Genomic DNA, 17,149 nt, shown 5'->3' on the forward strand with positions numbered 1-17,149 from the left:
ACCAATGAGTAAGCAATACGGGCCTGTGCCTGAGTTTCCTACAGTTGGCAGTGCTGCAATTGAGAATGTGCTTAGTCATTTTAAATTAACGGATACAGCCGCTGAGAATGTTTATCGCGAACTGTTAACAACAGAAACCACTTACTTGCATCAACTGTTTATTATCGGTCCAGATGAAATGCAGACGCTCTTAAACGTTTATGATGGGCTTTCTGCTGAAGAACTGCAGGGAGCTGCTTCTAAAGAACAACTGGAAGATATTTTTGATAAATTAACAGCCCTTAGAAATGCGCAAGTAAAAATGTTGGCTGTACTACAACAAAAAGATCCACAGCGTTGGGCTGCAGAATTTGCAAATTTAGCAGCGGTATACCGAGATTATGTGACGACAGCAGGGGGAGCGGTTTTGCCTTTAGCAATTAACACGCATAGTGCTGTTTTAAATTCCCCTCATAATACCAATACAGGGAATGCTTCCTTGAATCTAAGTTCTATTTTGATTACACCCATACAGCGTGGAACTAGAATAGAGTTGCTTATCTTTGATCTCATTAAAAAATCACCTGAAGATCAGAAAGCACAATTTCAGCCATTTTATGAGAGCGCTTTGCAAGTAAATCGGAGCATTCAAGAGGGGATGGTATTAAGAGAGGTGAATAAAGAGCGAGAATTGCTCAAAGAGAAAATGATCCAAGCATCGGTCAAACCCAGTATAAAAACCCTAGGTCCCATCGTAGAAGGATTAAGCTTATCATCGCTCTCAGCGCAAGAATGGAAGAGCCATTTTGCACAAATGAGTTTTGCCAAACTGCCCAAGGCAGATTTCGCAAAAATACAAGCAATATGTGCGGCACAAAAAAATGCAATGAAAATTAAAATAGAGAGAGCACAGTCAACAATTGATTTATTGACGGGAAAAGAATTAATCACGCAGCAAAATGATATTAAAAAATATCAAGCGACACTCGCAAAACTGGAAGAAATAGAAAAGATTTTGACAGAAAAAATGACTGTCGATAAAGAAAAAAGAAAAGCTATCACTCTTGCTGAGCCAGTTATACCCAAACCCACCAAATCACAGATGGGAGATGTAAAAGTTAAAATAGAAAATGCGGGCACCGAAAACCGCAGAGCCATAAAATCACAATTTAGGAACAAATCGGCCGAATTTTTGCAAAGTGCGGGTCTTTCCCCTAGTGAGTTCACGGTTGTAGAAACAAAATCTGCTTTAGGAAAAACGGCGGGTTTTATTGTGAAAGAAAATGGCCAAGATGCACTGTTTATAAAAGTTAAAAAATCGGGGCTTACGATTCAACCGCTTCACGCGCAAGAAGGGATTGGCAGTGACAAACTGGGGGTGATCAACAAATTGGCTCATGCGTTAAATCAAACAGCTACCCCACCTGAAATTGTTTCTAATAATTCAGACAAAATAAGACGTTTAAATGAGTTGGCAATCAATTCAAACCATTCACTTTATTCGCTAAATTCAGAAGAAAAAAAGACATTTAATAAACAGCTTGAACATCATAGTACGGGTAATACGGCGGGTGTGTTTGCGCCCATCATTCATGTTAATTGCGCAGGAAATACCCAAGATCAAATTTTAACTAAATTCAATGCGATAATTGCCCAAGGACTATTTGTACCGAAATTAATACCACAACCAGGTCTTCCTATTCCTTATTTGAGTGGAGCCGTTGTTATTTCAACAGAAGTGCCTTTGCTGGCAATAAAGCAATATGAAGCCGCATTGAATGCGGGATTAAACCCAGAATTTACAGCACAAGCTAAGAAAAAAGTAGGTGATTTTTTAAGAAAACAATTGGATAATAACGCGGCTGATTTTCAAATGACGATTTCTATCCCTCCTGGAACCGTATCCATTTCAGGACAGCAGGTTTTAGCAAGATTAAAAAAAGCCTCAGAAGATGGTTTCGTTGTAAATCTAAACACGCAAGCAACACTAGAATTAAAACAACATGTTGCATCGTTGCCAGCAAATGATTCTACATTGCAATATGATTTACCCACTAAGCACTCTCACACTGCACAACTTGTCAATCATCTATTAGGTATGGGGTTGTTACCGAGTGATAAAACGTTAGGTAGCCATTCTTTACAAGTATTGATGAAAGAAGACATGAAATTAAATCCTCTGCCGTTGGTAATTAATAGTGGAAATATTCAAAGAGATTTTTCGATACTAAAAGCAAGTTATGAGCAATTGAGAAGAAGTGCGAAAATTACTGATGCTAACAGTAAAGCTCTAAAGGAATTTGTCAAGAAAGGAAGTTTGCCAATTATTGATTTGCAAAATTTTACGGCAAAGGAGCAAATTGCTAATGCTAAAGAACTTGCTCAAGTAGGAATTGGCTGCACCTTGTCAAATAATATTGTAGCAGGCATCGCAGAGGGCGAAAGAAACATTTTTATTAGTTCAAAAAATGCGGCTCATGCCAGGGATATGTTTGAGCAATACTTAAATTTGGGTCTTATACCTATTATCCAAAATAGACGATTAGTTGAACTTTCAGCTAGCTCTGGAGATTATATTAACATTCAGGGAGATAATCCCAAAGCTCTCATTGAGCGGATAATTCACTGCGCGAAAGAAGGATTGAAAATTCAATTATCGCCTGATCAGAAGGAAATGATGAAAAAATATTGTGAAAAGCATGATGTCTCTTTACCGATTCATGGGCATGGTTGGCATACCATTAAGCATAACGTTGAAGTCGCGAATCAGCTAGGAATGATGGTGGGGCCTATCACAAAATTAGCCAAAGCGACTTGCTTAAGAGAACAAGCGCGCGCGAAGGAACACAATGAACGATTACCTCAGATAGAAATGCTCCCCATTCAAAAAACACAAACCAGATTTTTTAGAAGTGATACGAAAGTGGGTAACCCGGAGAAAACATTGACACTTGCCAATGAATTGATGCTATCGGGTCTGCCGATTTCTTTACATTCATTAGAGGCAATGAAGAAAGAAATTGAACAAAAAACCCATAAAACAACATGGTTTGGTTTAAGTAAAACACCAACTAATGAGGCCATAAAAGCGCAACTGTTCTTACAAAATAATTGGCAGAAGGCAGAATCAAATGCCAAACTACAAATTGAATTATTGACAGGCAAAACATCAGATGAATTAAGAACAGCTGCTGATGAGATGAGCCCATCGCCTGTAAAATTAGAAGAGAAAGCGAAACCTCTTGCCAGCGTAAAAACAGTTTATCCTAAAACTTCCAATGTGCAACGCCTAGATAGTCATCATCGTCAAGCGCCTGTAATACGTTCTAATATGAGTCAAACAGAATCGGCTACGGTTGGTTCGGTTTCTGCAACTCCAATTGCTTCGCAGGTAGTGACAGTAGATACCATATTAGAAAGTTTTAAAGCGATTCAAAAACAAGCATTTGAAGATATGCAAATTGGATATAATGGACGATTCACGAATCCCAATCGTATTTTTACCAATACAAAACAAATTTGTGACACGATTACGGGAACAATTAAAAAAGAAGCACCTGAAAAACAACTTGAGATGCTACGTGAAATATTACAGCAAGTGGCCAATGGTAATCCTGCTCGTTTAGCAGGTGAGCGTCCCTCCATGCATATCGCTGGAATTGATAATACGAAGAAGCCATTTAATGACTATGTGATTGACGATAGCATTAAAAAAATGGCTAAAGATTTTGCCGAGCGCATTCCAACTCAAGCAGTTAGTCATCGCTTACAACCCTAAAAGCGATGATTTGCCCCTCTAAAACATGCTATCTTAGGGGTCACTAGGCCCTCAAGATAGTTAGCCAATGAGTTTACATTAAATGATGCAAATAAAACGATGGTTAGTCGGGATTACGGGCGGAATCGCAGCTTATAAAATACCTGAATTGGTGCGGTTATTAAAAAAGCAAGATTGCGAAGTGCGCGTTGTGTTATCTCAAGGTGCCAAAGCTTTTGTAACCCCTTTAACGTTGCAAGCGGTTTCTGCCAATCCCGTTTATAGTGAGCTGCTAGATGCGGATTTTGAAGCAGCAATGGGACATATTGAATTAGCACGTTGGGCGCAAGGGGTTCTGATTGCACCTTTAAGTGCAAATCGTTTGGCGGCCCTAGCCCATGGTTTTGCGGATGATTTATTAACAACGCTTTGTTTAGCCACAACCGCGCCCCTTTATGTTGCGCCAGCAATGAATCAACAAATGTGGCAACACCCTGCAACAAAGGCCAATCTTGAGAAGCTCAAAGCACGAGGCGTGCAGATTTTAGGTCCTGATTGGGGTCAGCAGGCTTGTGGCGAAGTGGGCTACGGCAGGATGCTGGAACCACAAGCGATAATGAGTGCATTAGCTGAGCATCATCACTTAAGCTACAGCGAATCGATATTGCCATTACAAGGTTTACAGATCCTAATCACAGCAGGACCGACAAGAGAAGCAATCGATCCGGTGCGTTATTTGAGTAATCGTAGTTCAGGAAAAATGGGGATTGCGCTTGCCAAAGCCGCCATCGATTTAGGTGCAAAAGTGACTTTAGTGCATGGGCCGATTCAACAAGCTATCCCAGAAGCAATATCAACCATTGCTGTCACAAGTGCCAACGAAATGCTAGCGGCGGTTGAAAGCCAAGTACACGCAGCCGATATCTTTATTAGTGCCGCAGCGGTTGCTGATTTTCGTCCGACCGAGATTGCCCAGCAGAAAATTAAAAAGGGCCAGCAAACATCATGGGAGCTTACTTTAGTACCCAATCCTGATATTTTGGCAATTGTTGCTGCGCGTGTAAAACGCCCTTTCTGCGTAGGATTTGCCGCTGAAACTGAACAGTTTGAAAACCATGCCAAGAAAAAACTCATTGATAAACGAATTGATTTGATTGCATTGAATGATGTTAGTCGTCATGACATTGGGTTTGATGCGAACGAAAATGCAATGACTGTTATGAGTCATACAGCAACACATCATCTTTCGAAAGAAAGTAAATATGAAGTTGCTATAAAATTATTACATTTAATAAGTGAGTACTATCATGCAAAAAATAAAACTTAAAATTGTTAATCCTAAAATAGGAAAAGAAATTCCATTACCAAGCTACGCTACAGATGGTTCAGCTGGATTGGATTTACGTGCCTGTTTAGATAACGAAAAAATATTAGCTCCAGGTGAAACCTTTTTAATTCCTACGGGAATGGCAATTCATATTGCCGATCCTGAATTGGCAGCGGTTATTTTGCCTCGCTCGGGTCTTGGGCATAAAAATGGTATTGTTTTAGGTAACCTTGTCGGTTTAATTGATTCCGATTATCAAGGCGAGTTAATGGTTTCTTGTTGGAATCGTAGCCAAACTCCTTTTACCATTGAAGTTGCTGCTCGTATTGCACAATTAATGTTTGTACCTGTCATGCGCTGTGCCTTTGATATTGTTGAAAGCTTTGAAGAGAGTTTACGAGGAGTGGGGGGGTTTGGTCATACTGGCCACCAATAACTCTTCGCTCTTGAATTTTATGCTTTTCCACCGTCGCTTCAAGCTATGGTGGACAAGGTTGACAACCGTAGCCTTGGCGAAAGCAGGTTGCATTTTATATGGATGGAAAATTATCTCATGATTGAGCAAGCAATGAATTATGATATTTCTGCTGTCAAACCTGAAATTTTTCGCGCCTGTGATATTCGCGGCGTAGTCGGTAAAACCTTAACCCCGGAAGTAGCCTATTTATTAGGATTAAGTTTTGGTACTTTAGCCTTACAAAAAAATCAATCACAAGTGGTGGTAGGACGTGATGGACGACATTCAGGAGCTTGGCTCAGCGAAAGTTTAAGCCAAGGCTTAATGGCCAGTGGTTGCGATGTTATTGATTTAGGACAAGTGCCAACCCCGGTTGTTTACTTTGCAACCTATGTGCTAAAAACAGCGACAGGAATAATGATTACAGGAAGCCATAACCCACCAGATTATAATGGCTTTAAGATGATGCTAGCAGGAGATACGCTGGCTGAACAAGACGTAGAAGCACTCTATCATTGCATTCAAACGCAACAATTTTCACAGGGAAATGGGCGTTTAATATCGAAAGATATGATAGGAGAGTATATTGCGAAGATCCAACAGGATATAACCATCAACCGTCGTCTAAAAGTTGCGATTGATTGTGGCAGTGGTGTTGTTGGTTGTTTAGCAGAGCGCTTTTTTGCTTCTTTAGGCTGTGAGGTCGTGCCACTTTATTGTGAAGTAGATGGTAACTTCCCTTATCATCATCCTGATCCAGGCCAACCAGATAACTTGCAAGATTTGATAAAAGTCGTTGTTAAAGAACAATGTGATTTAGGACTTGCTTTTGATGGTGATGGCGATCGTTTAGGAGTCATAACCAATCAAGGGGAAATTATCTGGCCAGATCGAGTGATGATGCTGTTTGCCGCTGATTTGTTGCAACGTGTTCCTCATAGCAAAATTATTTTTGATGTCAAATGTTCCAAACTGCTAGCACAGCGTATTCGCGAGCTTGGTGGTGAACCCATCATGTATAAAACGGGACATGCACTTATCAAACGTGAAATGAAAAGAACGCAAGCAGCCTTAAGCGGAGAAATGAGCGGACATTTCTTTTTTAAAGAGCGCTGGTACGGGTTTGATGACGCTTGCTACGCAGCCGCTCGTCTTTTAGAAATCATTAGCCAGCAAGATAAGCCATTGCATGAACTATTTAGTGATATTCCCAATAGTGTCAACACGCCAGAGATTAATATAGCCATTGCGGAAGAGAAAAAATTTGCTTTTATTGAAGCCTTAAAGCAGCAACATGGTTTTATCGATAGTCAATTGATTACGGTTGATGGTTTGCGAGCAGAATTTAAAGATGGTTGGGGATTAGTGCGTGCATCTAATACAACCCCATGTTTGGTCTTACGTTTTGAAGCAGATAGTGAATCAGCTTTACGACGGATCCAAGCAGATTTCAAACGAGCTATTTTGCAATTGGCACCAGAGTTAAAGGTTCCTTTTTAAATGTTGTTATTGCCTTTGATGGATGCAACTTATCTGGAAGAAAAAGCCACAACTGAACAGTTGTTGGCTTTTTCGCATAGTGTCCGCCAATCTCCCATTCTGCCTGCAGGTATTTGTGTTTATCCGCAACATCTGAGTTTGTTAAGAAGTGAATTAAGAGATTTGCCTTTAGCTTGGAGTGCTGCCATTAATTTTCCTAGTGGCACTTTGACGGATGCGCAAATTAAAGAACAAATTAAACAAGCACGAAACTTAGGTGCAACAGAGCTTGATATTGTCATGCCATATAGCGCTTTTTTAAAAGAAAAAAATATGATAGCAGTAAGCGATTTTATTGCAATGTGTCGTGAACAGATGGGCAATACGATCCTTTTAAAATTAATTCTTGAAACAGGCGAAATTCAGGATCCCAAGATGATTTATGAGTTGAGCTATCTTTGTTGTGAACAAAGGGTTGATTTCATTAAAACCTCAACGGGTAAAGTCATTGAAGGAGCGACCTTGGTAGCAACGGCAAATATATTACAAGCGATTAAAGAATTTGCGGCACATAAGCAACATCGAGTGGGCTTGAAAGTTTCGGGTGGCCTTAAGAGCCAAGCACAAGCGTTGGAATATTATGAGCAGGTTAAATTAATGCTGGGAGTTGATTGGCTCACCCCTAAATTATTTAGAATCGGTGCAAGTCATCTATTTAAAACGATTGCTTTTCCAGAGGCGTAGTACTGGGAGCGGCATTAGGTGATGGTTCAGACGCTGAGTTAGGTGCTGTTTGTGAACCTGTTTTTGTGGTTTGTAGTTCGGTGAAGTGTTCGGCTAATAATTTGTATTTCTCTATAATTTCTAATTTTTCTGCCTTCTTTCGTTCTAAAAAAGCTTGCCCATCTTTAATTTGACGTTCACTTTCGGCAATGGTCTTTTGCAAACTTTCAGGAAGCGCTTGTGATTTTTGTTGATAAGTTAATGCTGCAGCTTGAGCATCTTTGAGTTGTTTTTCAAGACCACCTAAATTTTCTTTGATGATATTTTCAAGCACTGCAATAGAAGCGAGTTTATCGTCTCTTGCACGATTAATATCTGCAACGCTGGCAAATGATTTTAATAAAATATTATCTTTATGAGCTTGTGCTTGTTCTTGTTGATTTTTGAGTTCAACTTGTTTTTGTGCCTCTCGCTGATCTTGCGCCGCTTTGGCATCAGCGGCAATTTCTTCATCAGTTTTACGAGGTAAAACGGTTTCAATCACATTGCCTGTGGGACTTATCACTTCATAACCTGAATTGGCGAAATCAGCAGGTACGCTATTGGATATGACAACATTACCTTCTTTGTCTTTATAGCGATAATAGTTATCTTGAGCAAAAGCACATGTCATACTGGTATGACTAATAATGAACAGGATTTTCACCCAGGTACTTGCTTTCATGACTAACCCTTTTTGTATCCTCAATTTTTAGAGTATATACCAAGAGGCGAAGCATGATTAAAGAGGCGCAGAAGGGGGGTTCTGCGCTGCCTCAGAGAATGGCGTATTATGAGGAAGAGATACCGTATTGCTGGCGATACTCGGCCATGGGTTTACGAAACGCGCTAAATTGAGGCTCATTTTCAATAAATTCCATGATATGGGTAAGAGTAATGATGGAAACAACACTAACTTGCAAGCTAGATTCGATTTCTTGAATGGCAGATTGCTCGGTTTGACCTTTTTCTTGCCTATCTAAGGCGACGATGATCCCAGCAACGGTTGCATTTGCACCTTGAATAATTTGCAGTGATTCTCTAATGGCGGTTCCTGCTGTTACCACATCATCAATAATTAATGCACGTCCTTGTAGTGGGGCACCCACAATTAAACCGCCTTCACCATGGTCTTTTGCTTCTTTACGATTAAAGCAGTAGGGTACATTACGTTGAAATTGCTCATTCAAACCAATTGCCGTAGCGGTAGCAAGTGGGATCCCTTTATAAGCGGGGCCAAATAACACATCAAATTCAAGAGAGGATTGCATAATCGCAGCAGCATAGCATTCGCCCAACACTTTGAGAGAATCGCCGGTATTGAATTGGCCAGCATTAAAAAAATAAGGGCTCTTACGACCCGACTTAAGTGTAAAATCACCAAAGCGCAGTGCATTATGTTCTAAAGCCAAATCAATAAAGGTTTTTCGGTAGGTTTCCATCATCAACTCTCTTTCGTTATACTCTTTCCAGTTTGAATTTTACCCTATTTGATTGTGGGACTAAGAATGCGCATTATCACTATGAATGTCAACGGAATCCGCTCAGCAGAGAAAAAGGGAGCGCTTAGGTGGCTTGCTAAGCAAAACGCTGATGTGATTTGTTTACAAGAAGTTCGGGCACCCGATGCTATTTTTGAGCAAGAAGCCTTTCAATTACCAGGTTATTACTGTAATGCCAAGAGTGCGCAAAAAAGTGGCTATAGTGGTGTTGCGATATATAGTCGTCAAAAGCCCGATAATGTGATTAGTCATATCGATTATGGTTTAGCGGATGATGAAGGGCGTTATTTACAGATTGAACTAGGTGAGTTGGTTATTATCTCATTATATATGCCATCGGGTACCAGCGGTGAAGGTAGGCAGGCATTAAAATACCATTTTATGGATACTTATGAAGCCATTATGCAGCGTTATTTAGAGACGAAACGTCCGCATATTATTTGTGGCGATTGGAATATTGCCCATAAACAAATTGATTTAAAAAATTGGAAAACAAATCAAAAGAACTCAGGATTTTTACCAGAAGAGCGTGCCTGGCTAGATAAGGTATTTGAAAAAATCGGTTTTGTTGATGCGTTTCGTGTTGTAAACCAAGAAGCTGAACAATATACCTGGTGGTCAAATCGATCACGTGCTTGGGAAAATAATGTGGGATGGAGAATTGATTACCAAATTGTGACTCCCGATTTGAAACAAGCAATTAAAAACGTCAGTATTTATCGAGATGAAAAATTTTCCGATCATGCACCATTAACAATAGATTACGATTTATCGCATTTGATGATTACAGGAAAGGTTGAATAGTTCGTTGAGGGATCGTCATTGCGCACAAGGTCGCAATGACGAGAAGTTTATAAATCTAATAATCGTTTCTGTCTAATGATTAACTCTTGGATACCTTTTTGCGCTAATGCTAGCATATTGCTGAGATCAGTACCTTTAAAAGGTTTTCCTTCTGCAGTCCCTTGTACTTCAATGAATTCGCCATTGGCATTCATGACGACATTCATATCTGTTTCTGCATTAGCGTCTTCGGCGTAATCTAAATCGAGAACGGCTTCATTTTGATAAATGCCAACAGAAATCGCTGCAATCAGGTACTTGAGTGGATTTTTTTTAATCATTCGGCGTTTTTGCATCCAATTGAATGCTTCAACTAAAGCAATGCATGCTCCGGTAATGCTGGCAGTGCGCGTGCCGCCATCGGCTTGTAATACATCACAATCGATTGTAATGGTATTCTCGCCAAGTGCTTCTAATTCGACACAAGAGCGTAGCGAACGACCTATTAATCGTTGTATTTCTTGAGAACGGCTAGCAGGACGCCCGGTAACTGCATCACGCATCATGCGTTCAGTGGTTGAGCGGGGTAGCATGCCGTATTCTGCAGTGACCCAACCTTTGCCTTGGCCTTTAAGAAAGCGTGGCACGCCAGGAACAACCGAGGCATTACAGATGACTTTGGTTTCGCCAAATTCGACCAATACAGAACCTTCAGGATGTTTAACATAATTACGGGTAAATTTGACTTCTCTGAGTTCATCGCGGTTTCTAGCACTGGGTCGCATGGAAAATTTTACCTTGGTCAAAAAAAGAAAGGTATTATATACCGCTCGTACTTGAAAATGCGATATTTTCAAGTACGAGCGGGGCGGACGTTATCTATTGCACTAGCGTGAAGCTCAATAACAAATATGTTAGCATCACCTTTCATGGGCACGTAAAAAGTTAAATAATCAACTTTATTTTCGGAGATTAAGTCGCAAATGATAGCCAGTATGACTGCCTTTGCCCGAGCGGCAGCTTTGCAAGAATGGGGACAGGCTACATGGGAGTTACGCTCTGTTAATCATCGCTATCTCGATATTACTTTTAAAATGCCTGATTATTTTCGAGAATATGAAGTTGAGTGGCGAAATTTGCTAGCTAAAACGCTACATCGCGGTAAGGTAGAATGTCATTTAAGCTTTATTCCCAGCGCTAAGACGGCCCCTGCGTTACAGATTAACAGTAATTTGGTTAATCAACTTCTTGATGCTGCCAAACAGTTGGCCACTCATGATTCTGTTGCAACTGGTATGAAAGCGATGGAATTGCTGCGCTGGCCAGACGTTGTGCGTCAGGGCACTATTGATTATTCCGAGCTAAAATTACCGTTAACGGCCGAGTTAACACAAGCGCTACAGCGACTTGTGCAAAATCGGCAACAAGAGGGAGCTGCGCTAAAAATAGTGCTAGAGGGCAAATCTGCTCAAATTTTAGAGCAGGTTGCTATTGTGAAAGAAAGATTACCTTTATGTTTAGAGGCGCAAAAGCTAAAAATCACTCAGAGATTGGCAGATATTCAAGCCAATGTTGAAAAAGAACGATTAGAACAAGAATTAGTTTTTTATGCACAACGAATGGATGTTGCAGAAGAAATTGATCGATTAGTAACGCATGTTCAAGCAGTAGAGCAAGCCTTGAAAATACCGGCGAGTGGGCGACGTTTAGACTTTTTAATGCAAGAAATGAACCGTGAAGCGAATACCTTGGCTGCTAAATCTTCTGATCATTTGGTAACCAAAGCAGCAGTGGAGCTTAAAGTGATTATTGAACAAATGCGTGAACAGATTCAAAATGTGGAATAACCCATGATAAATGCTCCTTTTTGGTCAAAAATCAACGTCGCAGTAAACGGTTACATACTATGAATTTATCTGGAACACTTTATATTATTTCTGCTCCTTCTGGTGGGGGTAAAACAAGCCTGGTCAATGCCATGCTCGCAGAACTTTCTAATATTACGGTTTCAATTTCGCATACAACACGAGCACCCCGTGTCGGAGAAATAGAGGGTAAAAATTACTTTTTTGTAGATGAGGCAACTTTTCGTCATCATCAAGAGGCTGGTACTTTCTTAGAGCATGCCAAAGTATTTAACAATTGGTATGGTACCTCAAAAACCTGGGTTTTAGAGCAGCTCGCGAAAGGGATAGATGTTATTTTAGAAATTGATTGGCAAGGTGCGCACGCAGTAAAAGAGCAAATGGAATGTACGAGTATTTTCATTTTGCCCCCTTCTCGTGAGGTTTTGTTAAAACGATTGGTGAATCGTAGCCAAGATAGCCAAGCGATTATTGATGTGCGGATGAAACAAGCTAGCCAGGAAATTTCTCATCATACAGAATATGATTATGTTGTCGTCAATGATGATTTTGAGTTAGCGCTACATGATCTGAAGTCTATTATTATCGCTAACCGTTTGCGGGTTGTGAAACAGAAAGTACGATATGAGGCGTTACTCCATTCTTTGGTTGTCAAAGAACAATAATGAGTCGCGTAACTGCACTGTTCGTAGACCAATCGAATCGGTTAACATAGTTATTACAACAAGCATGATTTTAAATGAGTGGAGGTTATAAAGATGGCTCGTATTACAGTTGAAGATTGCTTATCAAACGTTGCCAATCGCTTTGAGCTGGTTTTGGTCGCAACAAAGCGTGCTAGACAGCTTGCTATGACAGGCGCAGAACCTTTAGTAGCTTGGCAAAATGATAAACCAACCGTCGTTGCATTAAGAGAAATTGCATTGGGACATTTTGGACAAGAGTTTTTAGCACAGCCTGATAATTAAGCCATTCCACTTAGTCAAAGAGGTTGCCAGTGTTTGCATTTACCGATTTAAGAGATGAACTGGCGCTATATTTACCCCCTGAACAAGTCGAAGAAATTACCCATGCGTACCTGCTTGCAGAAAAAGCGCATGAGGGGCAAAAACGTTATACAGGTGAACCCTACATTTCACACCCTGTCGAAGTCGCACGTATTTTGGCAGGGCTGCATATGGATTATCAATGCATCATGGCGGCAATGCTTCATGATGTGATTGAAGATACGGCGATTGATAAATCAGCTATCGTTGCTCGCTTTGGTGAGAAGGTTGCAGAGCTTGTTGATGGCGTTAGCAAATTAAAACAAATTAAATTTGAAAGTCGAGAACAAGCACAAGCCGAAAATTTCCGCAAAATGATGTTAGCAATGGCGCAAGATATACGCGTCATTTTGATAAAATTAGCAGACCGCTTACATAATATGCGCACATTAGCGTGTTTACCTGCGCCCAAAAGAAGACGAATTGCGCTTGAAACACTTGAGATCTATGCGCCCATTGCCCATCGCTTAGGCATTAACCATATGCGAGTCGAATTCGAAGATTTAGGCTTTGCTTCGTTATATCCTTTGCGTTATCGCGTTTTAAAAGAATCGGTTAAACGTGCACGCGGCAATCGTAAGGCCTTAATTCATACCATCGAAAGTGAAATAAAAAAGCGACTCAATGAAGCAGGACTAGTCCAAGGCACGATTTGGGGCAGAGAAAAGCATCTGTATAGCTTGTATAAAAAAATGCATCAAAAACGTTTGTCATTGTCAGAGGTGATGGATGTTTATGCCTTTCGTATTGTTGTTGATAAAATGTCCGATGCTTATCTTGCATTGGGTGTGGTGCATAGTATCTATCGCCCCATTGCGCGACGTTTTAAAGATTATATTGCCATTCCTAAAGCGAATGGTTATCAATCATTACATACAACACTTATTGGTCCACATGGTGTGCCCATCGAAGTGCAAATTCGTACGCAGGAAATGGAACATTTAGCAGAAAATGGTATTGCAGCACATTGGTTATATAAGACGACCGAAAAAGAAACGTCTCAAGTTCATACCAAAGAATGGTTAAAAGATTTATTGGAGCTGCAAAAGCATACTGGAAATCCAATCGAATTCATTGAAAATGTAAAGGTCGATTTATTCTCAGAAGCCGTTTACGTTTTTACGCCTAAAGGAACCATTTTTTCATTGCCGCAAGGGGCGACGCCAGTCGATTTTGCTTATATGGTGCATACGGATATTGGCAATGCATGTGTTGGTTGTAAAATTGATAGACGGTTAGCACCCTTAAGCACCAGGCTACGTAGTGGTCAGACGATTGAAGTCATTACCGCAACCGGCGCTCATCCCAATCCTGCCTGGCTGACTTTCGCGGTTACGGGTAAAGCGCGCAATAATATTCGCCATTGGCTCAAGAGTCAGCAATCTGCAGAATCACAAGCATTAGGCAAAAGATTACTCAATAGTATATTGGTCGAGACAAATCAGTCGTTAGATAATTTCTCGACCAAGAGCTTGGAAGATGCCGTTAAAGATATGGGATTGCGAACGGTTGAGGAACTTTATGAGGATGTTGGCTTAGGTAAACGAATGGCGCCTTTAGTTGTAAAAAGGTTGCTTGCTTCGATACAAGCCGTTGACGGTGTTGAAAGCAAACGACAAACAAAACCACTTACCATTAAGGGAACAGAGGGGTTAGTTGTTACTTATGCAAAATGTTGTTATCCCATTCCAGGAGATTTAATTGTTGGTAGTCTTGCACAAGGGCAAGGTGTTGTCATTCATAAAGAACGTTGTCATAAGATTGCTAGACTCAAAAAGATCAGCCATGAGTACATTAATGTTGCTTGGGAAGATAAAGTCGTTGGTGAATTTCAAGTTCCCGTTGTGGTAGATGTTGTGAATGGGCGAGGTGTACTTGCCTCTTTAGCCAATGCGATTGCTGATTCTAATGCAAATATCATTAATGTTCATGTTGATGAAAGAGATGGATCACATAATACCGTTAAATTCATTGTCTCGGTTCGAAATCGTTCCCATTTGGCAAGAATCATGCGTCGCTTGAGAATGGTCAATGAAGTAACGCGCATTACTCGCGGAAAATAATGGACTCAGTAATTGCAAACAGAAGTATCATTTGATTGGTTTTCGCCCATTGCCTCACTAAAAGGGGTTGGTGAGAAAATAGCAGAAAAACTTGTTAAATTACAAATTTTCACCATGGGTGATTTATTGCTTCATTGCCCTTTTCGTTATGAAGATCGTACTCATCTAACACCGATAAAGGATTTGCAAGCAGAAAAAACTTGTGTGATCCAAGGCAAGATTTTGCATAGCAAAGTTGAAAATTTCCGAAAAAAACGTTGTGTTTTAACCATGTCTGATGAATCAGGCGGTATGGTTCAAGTTGTTTTTTTTCATTATCTTGCACAAAAACCATGGAAAATAGGAGGGATTTTACGCTGTTATGGTCAAATAAAAGCACAGTCCCATTTTTTGCAGATGGTGCACCCAGAAGTTGAATTCATTGATGATAATAATTCATCGATGCCTTCAACATTGACAGCGGTTTATCCAACGGTTGCTGGATTATCACAAGCATGGTTGCGCAAAACCATTGGTAAGTTATTAGATACCTACCGCCTACGATTTAAAAATCAAACAGATATTTTTGTCAATCATCTTGAAAAATTGGCGATGCAAACTTGGGTCGATGCATTATGTAATATTCATCAACCAACCAGTGATATGGATATTGCAGCATTAACCAATAGAAAGCATGCAGCGTATACGCGTCTGATTGCAGAAGAATTATTTGCACATCAATCAAGCTTAGCACGTCTTCGACAACAAACGAATCAACAACGCGCAACGAAACTACCGCAGCATCAAACATCCTATCAAGCATTTTTAACAACCTTACCCTTTTCACTCACCGATGCACAGATGAATGTTTGGCAGGATATTACGCAAGATTTGGCAAAAGAGACACCCATGATGCGTTTAGTGCAGGGGGATGTAGGATGTGGCAAAACCATTGTAGCAGGATTGGCAGCATTACAAGCGATTGCCAATGGAACACAAGTTGCGATTATGGCGCCAACAGAAATTCTTGCTGAACAACATTTATCCCACTTTATTGAATGGTTTAGACCATTGGGATATCGCTGTGAATTATTGGTCAGTAAAATGAAAAGTAAAGAAAAGCGGAATATCAAAGAAAATATAACGCTTGGGTTGACGCATATTATTATTGGAACCCATGCCTTATTTCAAGAAGATATTCAATTTCATCATTTAGGCCTAGCGATTATTGATGAACAACATCGTTTTGGGGTGCATCAACGATTAGCACTGCAAGCAAAAGGGGTCAGTGCTATCAATCCTTGCCATCCCCATCAATTGATCATGACCGCAACACCTATCCCTCGTACCTTAGCCATGAGCCAATACTCACACTTAGATATTTCAGTGATTGATAGCTTGCCTCCTGGGAGACAACCTATAACCACATTAACTATCTCGCAAAGCCGCCGTGATGAAATGATTGAACGTATGAGACATGTCTGTCAAAAAGGTCAGCAAATCTATTGGGTTTGCGCATTAATAGAAGAATCAGAAATACTGACATGCCAAGCTGCAGAGGTTGCTGCACAAACATTACAGGAAGCGATGCCTGAATATAAAATAGGTCTTGTGCATGGTCGGTTAGATCCCGATGAAAAAGAAGCTATCATGCAAGCTTTTTACCGTAATGAAATTGCTGTTTTAGTTGCAACGACTGTGATAGAAGTCGGTGTGAATGTACCTAATGCAACATTAATGGTCATTGAAAATCCTGAGCGCTTTGGCTTAGCACAATTGCATCAGTTACGAGGGCGGGTTGGCAGAGGCAATGAAGCAAGTTTTTGCATCTTGTTATATGGCTCATTAAGCAAAATGGCAAAAGAGCGCCTTAGTATTTTAAGAGATAATATTGATGGTTTTATTATTGCTGAGGCAGATCTTGCTATGCGTGGACCTGGTGAAATATTAGGTACCAAACAGACAGGGGCTATTTCTTTTAAAATTGCTGATTTGCAGCGCGATCAAGCTGTATTAGAATCCATCACTGAACAAGCGCAAAAGCTGCAATTATTACCTGCACACTATATAGATCGCCTTATCACAAAATGGCTTGGTTTTCATGACTATACTAAAGCATGACATCGTTTTGAAAACACTAAGGATAGTCT

Annotated in this window: 14 protein-coding genes; 11 read left to right on the forward strand and 3 right to left on the reverse strand. The window is 40.3% G+C overall.

Going from position 1 to position 17,149, the window contains the following annotated elements; genetic code table 11:
* The first annotated feature begins 4 nt into the window (after positions 1 to 4).
* The 5 genes from HT99x_RS01265 (at position 5) to deoC (ending at position 7,743) form a co-directional block, all read left to right on the forward strand.
* On the forward strand, positions 5 to 3,757 hold the full coding sequence (locus HT99x_RS01265) for a RhoGEF domain-containing protein (RefSeq protein WP_075066539.1): 3,753 nt from the start codon (positions 5 to 7) through the stop codon (positions 3,755 to 3,757).
* An 82-nt stretch (positions 3,758 to 3,839) separates the two neighbouring features.
* The gene (coaBC, locus tag HT99x_RS01270; protein ID WP_075066538.1) at positions 3,840 to 5,063 is read left to right on the forward strand and encodes a bifunctional phosphopantothenoylcysteine decarboxylase/phosphopantothenate--cysteine ligase CoaBC; all 1,224 of its coding nucleotides are present in this window, start codon (positions 3,840 to 3,842) and stop codon (positions 5,061 to 5,063) included.
* The gene (dut, locus tag HT99x_RS01275; RefSeq protein WP_075066621.1) at positions 5,041 to 5,499 is read left to right on the forward strand and encodes a dUTP diphosphatase; all 459 of its coding nucleotides are present in this window, start codon (positions 5,041 to 5,043) and stop codon (positions 5,497 to 5,499) included. Before coaBC ends, dut begins: the two co-directional genes overlap by 23 nt.
* 117 nt (positions 5,500 to 5,616) lie before the next feature.
* Complete coding sequence (locus tag HT99x_RS01280) at positions 5,617 to 7,020, forward strand: phosphomannomutase/phosphoglucomutase (protein WP_075066537.1); 1,404 nt, start codon at positions 5,617 to 5,619, stop codon at positions 7,018 to 7,020.
* Positions 7,021 to 7,743, forward strand: coding sequence for a deoxyribose-phosphate aldolase (gene deoC / locus HT99x_RS01285; RefSeq protein ID WP_075066536.1), 723 nt, complete (start codon positions 7,021 to 7,023; stop codon positions 7,741 to 7,743). It begins immediately after the preceding gene.
* On the opposite strand, the gene HT99x_RS01290 is transcribed toward deoC, so the two are convergent.
* Complete coding sequence (locus HT99x_RS01290) at positions 7,715 to 8,446, reverse strand: DUF4124 domain-containing protein (RefSeq protein WP_075066535.1); 732 nt, start codon at positions 8,444 to 8,446, stop codon at positions 7,715 to 7,717. The genes deoC and HT99x_RS01290 overlap by 29 nt on opposite strands.
* A gap of 106 nt (positions 8,447 to 8,552) precedes the next feature.
* Complete coding sequence (gene pyrE / locus HT99x_RS01295; protein WP_075066534.1) at positions 8,553 to 9,203, reverse strand: orotate phosphoribosyltransferase; 651 nt, start codon at positions 9,201 to 9,203, stop codon at positions 8,553 to 8,555.
* Between the two features lie 66 nt (positions 9,204 to 9,269).
* Between pyrE and HT99x_RS01300 the strand changes: the two genes are divergently transcribed.
* A complete protein-coding gene (locus tag HT99x_RS01300; RefSeq protein WP_075066533.1) occupies positions 9,270 to 10,067 on the forward strand; it encodes an exodeoxyribonuclease III in 798 nt (265 codons plus the stop codon).
* A gap of 47 nt (positions 10,068 to 10,114) precedes the next feature.
* Here the strand turns inward: HT99x_RS01300 and rph are convergent, their stop codons facing one another.
* Entirely contained in the window at positions 10,115 to 10,831 is a 717-nt protein-coding gene (rph, locus tag HT99x_RS01305) for a ribonuclease PH (RefSeq protein WP_075066532.1), read from the reverse strand.
* A 210-nt stretch (positions 10,832 to 11,041) separates the two neighbouring features.
* Between rph and HT99x_RS01310 the strand changes: the two genes are divergently transcribed.
* The 5 genes from HT99x_RS01310 (at position 11,042) to recG (ending at position 17,120) form a co-directional block, all read left to right on the forward strand.
* Positions 11,042 to 11,893, forward strand: a complete 852-nt coding sequence (locus HT99x_RS01310) for a YicC/YloC family endoribonuclease (protein ID WP_158003388.1) — start codon at positions 11,042 to 11,044, stop codon at positions 11,891 to 11,893.
* Positions 11,894 to 11,952: 59 nt separating this feature from the next.
* Entirely contained in the window at positions 11,953 to 12,576 is a 624-nt protein-coding gene (gene gmk / locus HT99x_RS01315; RefSeq protein ID WP_075066530.1) for a guanylate kinase, read from the forward strand.
* Between the two features lie 93 nt (positions 12,577 to 12,669).
* Positions 12,670 to 12,879 carry a DNA-directed RNA polymerase subunit omega gene (rpoZ, locus tag HT99x_RS01320; RefSeq protein ID WP_075066529.1) on the forward strand — a complete coding sequence of 70 codons (210 nt, stop codon included), beginning with the start codon at positions 12,670 to 12,672 and terminating at the stop codon, positions 12,877 to 12,879.
* Positions 12,880 to 12,908: 29 nt separating this feature from the next.
* Positions 12,909 to 15,020: a RelA/SpoT family protein gene (locus tag HT99x_RS01325; protein ID WP_075066528.1), complete on the forward strand. Its 2,112-nt coding sequence runs from the start codon at positions 12,909 to 12,911 to the stop codon at positions 15,018 to 15,020.
* Between the two features lie 12 nt (positions 15,021 to 15,032).
* A complete protein-coding gene (gene recG / locus HT99x_RS01330; protein WP_075066527.1) occupies positions 15,033 to 17,120 on the forward strand; it encodes an ATP-dependent DNA helicase RecG in 2,088 nt (695 codons plus the stop codon).
* The last annotated feature ends 29 nt before the right edge of the window (positions 17,121 to 17,149 follow it).

The sequence above is a fragment of the Candidatus Berkiella aquae genome (assembly GCF_001431295.2).
Taxonomy (GTDB): Bacteria; Pseudomonadota; Gammaproteobacteria; order Berkiellales; family Berkiellaceae; genus Berkiella; species Berkiella aquae.

What these genes read in the sequence shown, in the direction of transcription:
- HT99x_RS01290 (WP_075066535.1), bottom strand. Translation starts at nt 8,446, where the DNA reads ATGAAAGCAAGTACCTGGGTGAAAATCCTGTTCATTATTAGTCATACC.
- HT99x_RS01310 (WP_158003388.1), top strand. Translation starts at nt 11,042, where the DNA reads ATGACTGCCTTTGCCCGAGCGGCAGCTTTGCAAGAATGGGGACAGGCT.
- pyrE (WP_075066534.1), bottom strand. Translation starts at nt 9,203, where the DNA reads ATGGAAACCTACCGAAAAACCTTTATTGATTTGGCTTTAGAACATAAT.
- deoC (WP_075066536.1), top strand. Translation starts at nt 7,021, where the DNA reads ATGTTGTTATTGCCTTTGATGGATGCAACTTATCTGGAAGAAAAAGCC.
- HT99x_RS01300 (WP_075066533.1), top strand. Translation starts at nt 9,270, where the DNA reads ATGCGCATTATCACTATGAATGTCAACGGAATCCGCTCAGCAGAGAAA.
- gmk (WP_075066530.1), top strand. Translation starts at nt 11,953, where the DNA reads ATGAATTTATCTGGAACACTTTATATTATTTCTGCTCCTTCTGGTGGG.
- rph (WP_075066532.1), bottom strand. Translation starts at nt 10,831, where the DNA reads ATGCGACCCAGTGCTAGAAACCGCGATGAACTCAGAGAAGTCAAATTT.
- coaBC (WP_075066538.1), top strand. Translation starts at nt 3,840, where the DNA reads ATGATGCAAATAAAACGATGGTTAGTCGGGATTACGGGCGGAATCGCA.
- HT99x_RS01280 (WP_075066537.1), top strand. Translation starts at nt 5,617, where the DNA reads ATGATTGAGCAAGCAATGAATTATGATATTTCTGCTGTCAAACCTGAA.
- HT99x_RS01265 (WP_075066539.1), top strand. Translation starts at nt 5, where the DNA reads ATGAGTAAGCAATACGGGCCTGTGCCTGAGTTTCCTACAGTTGGCAGT.
- rpoZ (WP_075066529.1), top strand. Translation starts at nt 12,670, where the DNA reads ATGGCTCGTATTACAGTTGAAGATTGCTTATCAAACGTTGCCAATCGC.